This is a genomic window from Colwellia sp. SU-HH01217, assembly GCF_057543495.1.
This window is the reverse complement of record NZ_BAAJLX010000022.1, coordinates 21,853-33,681: the sequence shown is the minus strand read 5'-3', so window position 1 is coordinate 33,681 and position 11,829 is coordinate 21,853. Positions and strand designations below refer to the sequence as shown.

Genomic DNA, 11,829 nt, shown 5'->3' with positions numbered 1-11,829 from the left:
CAGCATCTATATTTTGTATCATGCTAGATCGAGTACCAACTTTCGCACTAATTAAATCTTCATAAAAACAGGTGTGAACATCTTCAAAACCTATAATTTCGCCACTTTCATTTAAATATTCAAGGTAACATGTAATGCTACTTATGTCGTAAAAGTCATTTGATTTCCAGTTAAAACTAATAAAGTAATATCCTTTATTAGTACTAAGCTTCAGATCTGTTATGCTCAATCCAGAAATTGGGGTTTTGTGCCCATCCCCTCGAAATGAACCTTAAGCTTGTTTTTTAACCAAATTTGAATTTATAGTTACTTATGATTAATCAAAATAAAGCATATGAAGGGGTTTGTGCTAATGCTCTCGACAATCATAAAATAACAGTTTAAGTGAAAAGGTTTTCTGCTTTAATAAAACTTGAGATATTGACCTCATATCTCAAAATACTTTCCCTTAAATATTTAAGGGAGTAATTTAACATGGATAAAAGGATGTTTGTTATGAAAATGAAAAGAACGTTTTTAGCTTTAGCTTTGGTTTCTAGTGCTTTTTCAGTAAATGTACTAGCTGCTGATATTGAAGCAGGTGTGGTTAATAAGATAGCAGAGAGTTCTACTTCTTTAGCAATCAATAGCCCGTCTAGTATGTCTGATGAATATGTAGAGGCGTCTTCTGATGCTAAAATTTCATCTAGAGCTGCTGCGTCGGGCATTACATATTTTGAAATAGGGAACATTTATTCTTCAAATTATGGTTGGGAAAATATTACTCCGTCTCAGTCCTCCAGTGGAAATCACGGTGGGGCTACGTTGAATATATATATTTGGCAATTTGGATATGGAAACGTGACTAACGCTACTATGAATGGTATTTCAAAGTCAGCAGGTTTATCTGAATATCGATGTGGTAATGATTTACATGTCTGTGCTGTGGGTGAAACTGTAACTGGTTGGCTATATGGCTTTGACTTTAGTGGTCAGCAGTCAGGCTCGTTTAGTGTTGGTTCGAACTCAACAGCTTCACCCTTTGGTTATTGGAGTGATTCAATTTATATTAATTAATTAGATTGAATTCAGGATTTAAAACGTACGTGACAAGTTATTAATATCCGTGCGTTTTTTACACGTTTAAATTCTATTAGATAAATTTCGTAGTGTTTCTAGTATGTCTATAGCTCTTTCTTTATTCTTTATTTCTTCCATTGAAGCTCCACTTTCTTTAGCGAAAACTAATGATTTACGGGTTGTAGCTAAAAGATCGAACTTAACATCAGGATCTAGGTTCATGCTACGAGGTGCCATTAGGTGCAAACTATCTGTCGAAGATATTAATTTATTATCAATTAAATTTGAAACCATGTTAGCCATTTCTCTTTGCGATATATTAGTAACATCATAGTTCTCGCTAATTTCCTGCCAATTATTTTTAGCATTTAAACCTTCTTTACTTATGCTCACAGTATCGGTTGTATTTTGTCTCTGAATCGTTGTACCTGAAGTCTTTTCCGAATTATATGAAACGCTATTTTGCATTTCATATATAATATTTGATTGGGCATTGTTATTAATATACATATCAGATCCTTTTAAATATTTATACAGCAATGTTATAATTATTTACTTTGCAGTATTTATGCCAACGAAATGTATCTTGATATTTTAAAAAGCATTAACCATAAGGTGCCCTCAAAAATATAACTACTAGGGGTTTTGTACCCATCCCCTCGACATTAACCTTACTTACTCTAAGCTACTGAAAAATATTGCGATCTTGCAAGTTTAAATTTATCTCATAAAACGACCGTTTATTAAGACTTAAATATTCTTGTAAAAAATTGCGTGATAATACGCTGTGCGCGTCTTATCAACCCATCTCAAAAATCAAAAATCAAAATATTAAAAAGTCATTGTTATTACATTTTTTGAGAATGGAATTTATCCCTTAATGCCTATTTCGAGGGGATGGCCGCAAAAGGGTTATGAAATTCAAGGCTGCCTTGTGCGCTAGTAATACAGTTGTCTACAGAGTGTTAAACGAATTATTGTTAACTTATGCACAATACCCCATCATAAAATAATAATTTAAATGAAAAGGTTTTTCTGCTTTAATAAAACTTGAGATATTGACCTCATATCTCAAGATACTTTCCCTTAAATATCTAAGGGATGTAATTTAACATGGATAAAAGGATGTTTGTTATGAAAATGAATAAAACGTTATTAGCTTTAGCTGTTATCACTAGTGCTTTCACTATGAACGCACTTGCTGTAGAACAAAAAGATGTAGAGTTGCAATTTGATCCTAGTACAGTAGAAATTATATCTGTAGATCAACTTGAATCTCCACGCGCTTTAAAATCAGAAGGAGGCATTGAGGCTTTTGCTGCTGCTGGTGCATGGACAAAAGTGGTATATAATCCAAGCCTTTATACAGCAGGTCAGTGGTATCTCGGCCCGTTGATGAGTGCCCCTGCTGGAACATCTCCATCAGCTACAGTTCAAAACATTACTTGGCAATGGAATATATGGAATTATAATAGTAACTTAACAACTTACTTATGTGAAAGCACGCTTAGTCAGTGTGTTAATATAAGTGGAAATTTTGGTGCGGGAGCTAATTTAAGTACGGTTATACCTGCTATTCAGAAAATCATTAAGCATAATAATTTACATAGCTAGGCGTTAATTCAACCAGCTTGGCATAAGTTTTAGGTGAACCAAGCCCTTCATTTCCCCAGTGCATTGCTAATTTATATACATCTGATTGTTCATCTTGTAATTTTACAATACTCATTAAAATATCTTTGTTGCTTTTCCCCTCAGCTCGCCCCTGACTGATTAAGTCTTGTTCTTGATTCAGTACACTACGACTTTCTTGTTCTATTTGAGCACTCAAACGATTTATTCTTCCTACTACTTCATCCCCATTATCAGAATTCATAATTTCTCTCAAATTAATCATGCCTGCTGATGGCATTCGGCCTATTAATGAATTAACTCTAGCCTCTAACTCTTCTGGTGTAGCTGATTCAATAAAAGAAATAGCCCCCTTTCGAGCGTCACTGCTATTAACATTCTCAGGCACTTTAGGAGAGTTTTCGGCGGTCTGTTCAACTTTACCAACATTAGAACGGGCTTGTTGTACAGCATAGTTCTGTGAACCAATAGAATTTATCATGTTATTATCCTTAATTTTTTAATAAAAGCTGCATTTTTGTATGAGATATGAACATCAATACTTACTCATACTTTAAAAGCAAATAACATACCAAAAATATTCTCTACTATTTTTAAAGAATTAAGTATGAAAGTACACCCTAAAGTAGAAATATCAGTAGTTTTGGTCAATAAAACGGCAAATAAGGGGCACTGTATAATTTCAAGTAGGCAAGTTATTGCCGACTTAATAAGAAGGTAAACAGGTATTCAATTATAAGACGTACTCTAATCAAGCAAAGTTGTTATTTCAGTTGATAGTTTTTCAGATACATCATTCAATATTCTATAAATGGTCGCTGACCCCAAGTCATAATTTTTTGCCAATTGACCAATTGATACACCTTCTTTTCGTTTAGTATAAATTTCAAAATCTATTACATCGGTTCTCTTGGTTGGCCGACCAAATTTAACACCGTGCTCTTTCGCTTTAGCAATACCTTCTAATTGTCGCTCAGAGCGTAAATCAGTTTCAAATTCGGCAATGGCTGCTAACATGTTAAACATTAACCTTCCAGTGGGAGTAGATGTATCAATTGCTTGGTCAATGACTACTAGATCAATATTTTCAGCCTGAAAGCGTTCAGCTACTTGTGATAAATGAATAACGGAACGCGCGAGGCGATCTAATCGAGTGATCACAAAAACATCGCCTTCTCTAAGATAATTCATGCATTTTTGAAATTCAGGCCGTGAAGCTGTTTTGCCACTTTGTTTTTCATGATAAATTTTATCGCAGCCAACTTGATTTAATTTATCAAGTTGAACCTCTAAACTTTGACCTGTCGAACTGACTCTTGCGTATCCAATTTTAGACATTTTTTTATCGTATATCTTAAGATGTTTTGAGAAAAACATTATGAGAGTAGTTTTGATAATAGTCAAATGTAGTCATCATAAAGTATACTTTTTGATAAGATTATTTTTTTAATCGGCACTACCAAGTGCTTCAATGCCATTTAGTAAACCGAGTAAATCAATTTCTTTACGATCTTTATTAAAAGCATATTCCCCATTCAAATTAATATGCTGCCAAGCGACAGGTGATAACCTTGAAATAATATCAACTACGTCTTGCCTACCATTTTTTTCTTGAATTTGTAAAAATGCCGATAATAGTGCTGAATTATAATAAATAATGCAGTTTGAAATGAGCCGAGCACAATCATTCCATTGTGACACTTGGTAATCATTGCCACCTCGAAACTTATTGCCATTAACTGAAGTAATAGCGCGTTTTAATTGGTGATATGCTTCACCCCTGTTTAGTGCTTGCTGTACATAATGGCGCAGAGTGGAATTATCGACATACTCCAAAACATAAATAGATTTAATTAAACGGTCGTACTCATGAAGTGCTGCCAATGTACGGCTCTTGCCGTTACTTAACTTTCTAATGATAGTGCTTTGTGTGGTAGTTTTTCGGCTTAATGAGCACACGATATGTTGGATTTCGTCCCACTCTTCTGTAATAAGTTTATGGTTAATTTCTTTTATCAATTGAATACGGCCACCGTTCTCTTCAGACACTTCAAATAAATTAAAAAATACTTTTTTCATTTTTGCGTATCGAGGAGCGAACGTATAACCAAAAAAATCTAGAATGGCGAAATTTACATTGTTGGTACCATGCGTATCGGTCGATAAAGTATTTGGCTGTATGTCTGATGAATTATTGTAAAGCAAATCGAAAGCAAAGTGACCTTCGTACTCATTAGCACCAATCACTTGCGTACTTACTGGCACATGGTTTGAAACCAATGTGAGTGCAGAAACCCCTTTGCCTTTTGAAAAGTATTTAGATGAATAACGCGCTTTAAACGTATTAATGCGGCACTCAAACTTTTGACCATCAATACTTGAAAAAAATTGGTTATCATCAACATGGTAATAAGCAAATATTGGCAATGTGGCTATAGCATTAGAAATATTATCATTCGATTGAGTCAGCGTTTCATATCGAATATAACTATCGTCTACACTGCGTAATTTCCCCATTGAACGGTCAGAAATATTCGCCATTTTATATAAGCCGTAATTCGTGCCGTTTGCCAAAATACAAGCAATGAGATCTTCTTTATCTACCGGTGATTTTTCTTTTGTTGCTGATATATGGGTAAACGAATTTAAGTAACCTGTTTTTTGATCGACAAATAGCATTAGTTCAACAATACCCATATGTTGAATCTGATTATAAAGCGGATTTTCAATGGTTTGTTGCCAACGGCTGTTAGGAATTGACCACTTAAGTTCGGCCTTACCAGGAATAAACTCAACGTACTTATTATCGCCACTAAAAATATGTTCACTTGCTTTCTTCAGCTTAATTTCTAATTGTTGGCTCTTATCGGCTAGCGTTTGATTAATGGGCGTAATTAACTTATCAAGGCCAGTATTTTCAATGATTTCAGCCTTGTGCTTCCATTCTTTAGGTTGAATTAAATCTGACGTTAAACTACGATTATTAACGCTTTCTCTAACTGTTAAGTTATTGCTATGAAATAGCTGCTCGGCTTTACGGTAAAGGAAATACTCAAAGCGATTAGCAATTAACTTGGTATTATCACCTTCAATATATTCACGTTCACTTTTAGATACCACATCGAGATTAATTGTTTTTATTGTTTTGAATGCGGTTAATTCTTCGTGAGCCTTGATGTATTGTTCACGCAATTCGTCTTTAAGATGAATGAATTCAATATCAATAGACATAAAAAGTGATCGGATAAGCTTTTTAATTTTACTGGATTGTTTATCGATGAATTGCCATTCGTATTGACGGCCATCAAAGTCGTTATTATCTAAATGATCACTTAACAGTTTAATGCTATTGGCTGGAATAAGCTCAAAAGCTTTTTTACGGACATCTCCAAAGCTTAAATTATCATCCATATCGGTATCGATGAAATACTTTAATAAACTACCCGCAGATTTTAGTTTGGTTCTAACAATGTTTACATCTTCTACAATACGTTGTTTTGCATAGCCCTTGGTTGATTCTGTTAACTTTCTGATCATATAGATAAAAGCAGAAACTAAATTGTCATTGGTTTCTCGGTACCTAAAAAATAAGTAACAAACAAGATATAAAATAGTTTGGCTGTCATCGTGTCTTCTGAGTTTATAAACTGTCTTGTGTTTAACTAATGACGCATAGTATTCAAGGTTTTTAGGGGATAATTTGAGTTCAGCAATAAGCACTTTAATTTCAGGGTAAAGTAAACGTATAGTTTTATGTGTCTTCAACTCTTGTGCTATTTGACTAGCCGAAAAATCTTTAGCCATTCTTTTCAATTTGGCTAGGTCAGTAAAAGTACTATTTGATTCAAGTAATTTAAGTAATATGGCTTTTGTGGATTGAGTTAAATTTTCAGTGAGAATATGCTCAATACGGCTTCGTTCATTTGATAAAACGGTTGAGATAGTGTCTTGTAGTGTTGTATAACCAGCAAGCGCTATTCTGTTTTGACTAAAATAAGCAATACACTCATCGAAAACATACCTAGGCTCTAAGTTTATTTTTACGACATCATTGAGTCTTTTAAGAAGTAGTTCTTTATCTACTTTACTATGATAATTTGAAAAGCCAGTATAGTTAAGTAACTTTTTGAACAGCTTTGTTTTTGTTGTTCGAGGTAAGTCAGTCAACATTATATCTTTACCATTGAAATATTTAGTTCTGACATAATCAAGATCAACAATAACATCTTCAAATGAAAAATTAAAAATGATAGGCCGCGCTCTAAAGTAGCCTAATAACAGGATAAAATATACTCTGGTTTCTAATCGTCTTAGCTCATTAACCAGTTTTTGGGTTTCACTATCCAATGAAAAATAGTCTTCTCTGTCTGTATGATTAAAGTTAGGAAGAGCGTAAAGTTCGTTTATTTCAGACGATGTAAGTATTTGAATACGTTTAGTGGTTGGGTTAGTGATGATAATTGACCTTTATAGTTATTTTACACCATCATAACTTATGAGTGGTCAATAAATAACCTTAAGGTTCATTTCGAGGGGATGGGCACAAAACCCCAAATTAGATTTTCTCTCAAAATTACGCTTGAATAAGCTTTATCAATAATTCTATTTTGCTCTACCAACTCTTTTTCACTAATCATTTCCTTTATCACATTAAGATTACTTCTAGATTTTTCAATTTCCTCTTTTGCTTCTGAAATATCCATTCCGTCCAACCTGTAATAAAACATTTCGTTCACTGTATGCTTTTTTATTTTACTTTTCTTTTCAAATTCAAAATCTAACTTCCCGTTTTTAAAAACCACTGCCTTATTAGAACTTTTATAATATTTTAAATCAGTTGAATTAAGCCTACCTTCATTAAATAACTTCAGAGGGTTTATTAACTCATCTTCATAAATATCCATCAATCCAAAATGAGTAATAATCATTGGAGTTTCACTATAATAGACAATATCAAACTGTTCCAATTTCGGATCATGCTTAACAGATACGGAAATTTTAATTGCATTAAAAACAAATTTTTCTAATTCGTAATATTTTGATGAAATGGTAAGCTTTCGTTCTGGAATTGAAAATTTTTCTTTAAGTTCATCAATAGTTATAAAATTTCTATCAGATTCAACTAAATTTTTATGATTAGGATTTTTTAGAAATTCACGGAACTGGAGTTCAATTTGATTTTCTTTCTCTGAAATGGAAATAGTCGGTTTATTCTCTATATGACTGATATTTTCTTTATCATCACAACCGAATAATGATAGAGCCAAAATTGGTAATATTATTTTATACATGATTTCTCTTTATTATTTTTATTGGTAGAGCATACACAGTAACAAAGTAAAGTCTTTTTGTACACACAAATGTATTTACAAATAAATTTTTATTTGTTATCTTTTAAAATAAAAATGAAAAATATTTATATAACAACACTGCTTTTATTAGGCTTAATTGGTTCACTTTACGCAAATGCTAATGACCAACACCCTTCTTTTTTTGAATCTGCTGTTTATAATCAATTAGATGGAAACATGAAAATGGCAGAGATTTATTATGAAGAATCTGCCAAAAACGGAAATAGATATGCTGCATATTCACTTTCAGGAATATATGCTCAAAAGTATAAAAAATCAGACAACATAGAAGATATGCAAAAGTCTGTAATTTATATAAAATTAGCCGCTAATTTAGGGCACTCACGCTCATCTCATAGATATGGTCTTTTGCATTATAATAATGGCAATTTTAAAGAGGCGATGTTTTACTTAGAACTTGGAAGAACCTCATCACTAAATGAGAATGAAAGAGATGTAACATATAAGAAAATCAATGAATTATCAAAGCTATTAAAGAAAGAAGAAATAAATGAAATAAAAATGTCTGCACACATACACAGTGCCAAATATTCTAAATAAACTGTGGAAAACGTGAATTTTCCTCTTTCGCAAGCTCATTCGTCACCGCATTGATAACTTGTGGACAGACAAGCTGACCACTAAGTTACCAACACTAATTCTACGTTTACGCACAAAACAATAATAATAAATTTTTTTCTATCTTCTTATTTAAAATCTGAACCTACTTACCTTCAAAACCATTATAGATTTCACGTAGCATCACCATTTTCATCAAAATATGACAATTTATTATGAACTATATAGGTATTTCATATTGTTTAGACTCATCATTAGTGAATAGATCTAGAAATTTACCATTAAGATTAGATATTTTATTACTTAAAGGATTAAAGCTAGGGGGGCGCGCTATAGTAGATTTGCTAACTAAACCATTAACAACCTTCTTATTCCCCAAGTTACGAACCAAACTAATAGCCTTATCAATATACTTATAGGCAGTAGTCTTTGATACATTATTAAGCCCATCTGTACACTTGCTTACCTGATAACCTGTGATGTCCTCCAGGGCTACATTAAGCTTCTTATGAATATGCATAACAATATCGACAACCTTCTTAACTGTGTTGTCTGTTCTACTCTTATGTGAGCGATTAGCCGCAGCCGCTCGTAATGCTGATAGTTCTTCACCAGATGCGACTTCTTTATGCATTGGTGGCTTAGCATTAGATAATGCCTCACTGTTCGATGTATCGATACCTATGCTGTTCAATATCGAATTCAAATTAAATGCAGCGTAATAATATCGCTTAACACGAGCTGTAGATGTGTAGCTTTTTATCTGATCGATAGTTAAGCCAATATTATCCCTAAGCTCCAAAACAGCGTTAAGCGCTAATTTAGGGCATCCATATGATATATGAAAACTATTAAATAGATGAAAGCACAATAAATCTCTAGTGCCTTTTGTAGCCGTAGAACTATAAAGTTTTTGCCTAATTAATTTAACAGTATCTATATGAGCTTGAACTCTTGATGGACGTAATGGCGTTACTATACCAGCACGATTACCAGGAACATTTATATTAGGATTTGATTTAATTTTACTTACTGTAGCCACACTTTTTTTCTTAGCGTTGTGCTTATTAACTTGTCGCTTTTTATTAATTATTTCATCAATGGCGATATTGTCTACAGGCTTAGAACATCGAGGGTTGAACTTCATCCACTGTGAAAATGGAGCAATGGTCCAATAGTCATTTACAACTGGCTTAGTTAATATTTTTTTGTCGAACCATTCAAAAACATCATGCTTTATGTCTTTAGCAATAACAGAAGATTTAAATGGTTTTGGCTCCGACAAAGCAAAGGCACGACATTGGACTTGCTCATTATTGATTGTTCGAAATGAACCAGGTAAGCGCATTGGCTGACTAATGATTTTTGTTGGTACTTCATCAATTTTCCAGTTACTAAGACGCTTGGACATTTTCTGCTGCTTGTTATCCCATCTAGCCCGGAAATGTTCTAGTGTTTCGTACAACATTTTTTGAGCATCACGCATATCATCTATAAGCGCAGTACCACCCAATCTATTATCTGAAGGATGACGATATAAACGATTATCTTCAGCTACCAACCAATATAAATGCCAACCACCAGATCCACTTGAAACAACAACTGAAGGGTAAGGTAATGGTGAGTCTTCTATTGATTGAAGCACTTGTTCCAAAACTTCAGTAGCACGCTCTGGAGTTTTTTTGTATTTAACATCAACCTCTGTGTGCATGACTCTCCATGCACGAGTTGAGTTATTTTGTCGCCAATCTTGAATTTCATTCACTGAAAAGTATATTTCAGTGTTCTGATGCTTATTCATATATGCATCAACAGAGGTGAGTTTTTTACTTGTATTAACAGCAGGATTTCCAATTAAAGCCGGATCAACAAGCTTTCCACTTTCATCATGGTCAAATGACTTATGATTTAATTGACGATGATAAAGTTCGCTGCCGATCCCTAAGAGATCACAGAATTCACTTGTATCTATTTCTGTATACAAAGCTGGTAGCCACGAATCAAACTCAAGTGAAGTTCTCTTCACCTGATTCATTGTTCTATGTTCTACACTTAGGCACCGGGTGCTATCACCCAAAGATGTATTTAGATACATCTAACCTTTAAAAATGCTTTTAGCACAAATATCCCCATATTAATTAACATAGAAATATCGAAGAAATTAATTATCAGATTTACTGATACCTTGATGGCCTAGGCAGCACTATGTGCTTTGGGGATATTTGAGAGAATTTAAGACAAAACAACGCCTGTAGCTTGAAATCATAATTATTTCGAGCTAATATGGATTTGCACTGTCGAAATGCAAAAGTTGTTTTGTCTGGGATTTTTTCTCTAGACTCCCAGAAAAACCGAAGTTGGCGCTTCGGTTTTTTGCTATCTATTCTTTGATATTTTTCTTATAAACTTACCTTTTATTATTTATTCTTCTGATCGCAATATTGATCATTTATGGATCTTTATATGAAAGCACCATAGAGATCAAGCAAATAACCCTAACTATTACAATTCGCCCTAGTTAAAGTTGCTATTATTACAAATCACCCTAGTTTCCACACACAATGAGTACCATATTGTTTTATAAGTGTTTTTTAATAACCTTATTTAATAAAAACAAATCAAAGTACACACCTTTGTATGTACACAATTGTTCGATTACGTACAATTTCACAGGAATTAAATTTAAGTATAAATAGCCATCACTCTCTATGAGTACTGTATGAATAAACATGATATAATAATGGTGTGGTAAGGAGGTGAGTTGTAGGTTGCACTGCAATTTCTTAGCACGACTAATTAAAATTCAATTTGAGGTACAAAAAATGGCTAAAGGCTCCAGTATTAATGGCAATGCAGACGGTAAGAACGGAAGTAATAAATCGTACACGATAAAAGGAAGAGGTAATGTTTCTCGCTCTAAAATGGTAAAAGAGGTGAAACAAGGTAAACACCCTGATACGCATGTAGTTAAGGTGGATGGTGTTGAGTATGCTAGGAACAATCCTAATCACAATAAACCAGATAATATTGACGATTAGTTAAATATATATTGTGCTTAAAGGGGGTTATGCCCCTTTTTATATTTTAAAAACCAATTAAAAACTAGGGTTAATTGTAATAGTTAATATAAATATTAACTAGGGCAAATTGTAATAGTAAACTAGTATATAAATAAAAAAACAAGCTAATACATATATATATTAGCTTG

10 protein-coding genes are annotated in these 11,829 nt (G+C 33.2%); 4 read left to right on the top strand and 6 right to left on the bottom strand.

The window, feature by feature from the left end; all coding sequences use genetic code 11:
* Nucleotides 1-495: 495 nt before the first annotated feature.
* Entirely contained in the window at nt 496-1,056 is a 561-nt protein-coding gene (locus AC27G3_RS17610) for a DUF4879 domain-containing protein (protein WP_299074313.1), read from the top strand.
* A 66-nt stretch (nt 1,057-1,122) separates the two neighbouring features.
* Here AC27G3_RS17610 and AC27G3_RS17605 read toward each other — a convergent pair whose 3' ends face one another.
* Nucleotides 1,123-1,569: a hypothetical protein gene (locus tag AC27G3_RS17605; RefSeq protein ID WP_101343873.1), complete on the bottom strand. Its 447-nt coding sequence runs from the start codon at nt 1,567-1,569 to the stop codon at nt 1,123-1,125.
* A 624-nt stretch (nt 1,570-2,193) separates the two neighbouring features.
* Here AC27G3_RS17605 and AC27G3_RS17600 point away from each other — a divergent pair.
* Nucleotides 2,194-2,673, top strand: coding sequence for a flagellar protein FlhE (locus AC27G3_RS17600; protein WP_299074321.1), 480 nt, complete (start codon nt 2,194-2,196; stop codon nt 2,671-2,673).
* On the opposite strand, the gene AC27G3_RS17595 is transcribed toward AC27G3_RS17600, so the two are convergent.
* From AC27G3_RS17595 to AC27G3_RS17580, 4 genes are all read right to left on the bottom strand, one after another.
* Entirely contained in the window at nt 2,648-3,172 is a 525-nt protein-coding gene (locus AC27G3_RS17595) for a hypothetical protein (RefSeq protein ID WP_101343871.1), read from the bottom strand. The two genes, AC27G3_RS17600 and AC27G3_RS17595, sit on opposite strands and share 26 nt — an antisense overlap.
* Before the next feature lie 266 nt (nt 3,173-3,438).
* Nucleotides 3,439-4,029 (bottom strand): recombinase family protein, encoded by a 591-nt coding sequence (locus tag AC27G3_RS17590; RefSeq protein WP_299074323.1) that lies wholly within the window; start codon nt 4,027-4,029, stop codon nt 3,439-3,441.
* Between the two features lie 108 nt (nt 4,030-4,137).
* Nucleotides 4,138-7,116, bottom strand: a complete 2,979-nt coding sequence (locus AC27G3_RS17585) for a Tn3 family transposase (RefSeq protein WP_487123851.1) — start codon at nt 7,114-7,116, stop codon at nt 4,138-4,140.
* 98 nt (nt 7,117-7,214) lie between these two features.
* Nucleotides 7,215-7,982, bottom strand: coding sequence for a hypothetical protein (locus tag AC27G3_RS17580; RefSeq protein ID WP_487123847.1), 768 nt, complete (start codon nt 7,980-7,982; stop codon nt 7,215-7,217).
* A 114-nt stretch (nt 7,983-8,096) separates the two neighbouring features.
* Here AC27G3_RS17580 and AC27G3_RS17575 point away from each other — a divergent pair, with 114 nt between their 5' ends.
* Nucleotides 8,097-8,603 (top strand): hypothetical protein, encoded by a 507-nt coding sequence (locus tag AC27G3_RS17575; RefSeq protein ID WP_487123845.1) that lies wholly within the window; start codon nt 8,097-8,099, stop codon nt 8,601-8,603.
* Nucleotides 8,604-8,841: 238 nt separating this feature from the next.
* On the opposite strand, the gene AC27G3_RS17570 is transcribed toward AC27G3_RS17575, so the two are convergent.
* The gene (locus AC27G3_RS17570) at nt 8,842-10,656 is read right to left on the bottom strand and encodes a hypothetical protein (RefSeq protein WP_487123843.1); all 1,815 of its coding nucleotides are present in this window, start codon (nt 10,654-10,656) and stop codon (nt 8,842-8,844) included.
* 787 nt (nt 10,657-11,443) lie between these two features.
* Here AC27G3_RS17570 and AC27G3_RS17565 point away from each other — a divergent pair.
* Nucleotides 11,444-11,659: a DUF3892 domain-containing protein gene (locus AC27G3_RS17565; protein ID WP_353519063.1), complete on the top strand. Its 216-nt coding sequence runs from the start codon at nt 11,444-11,446 to the stop codon at nt 11,657-11,659.
* Nucleotides 11,660-11,829: the final 170 nt, after the last annotated feature.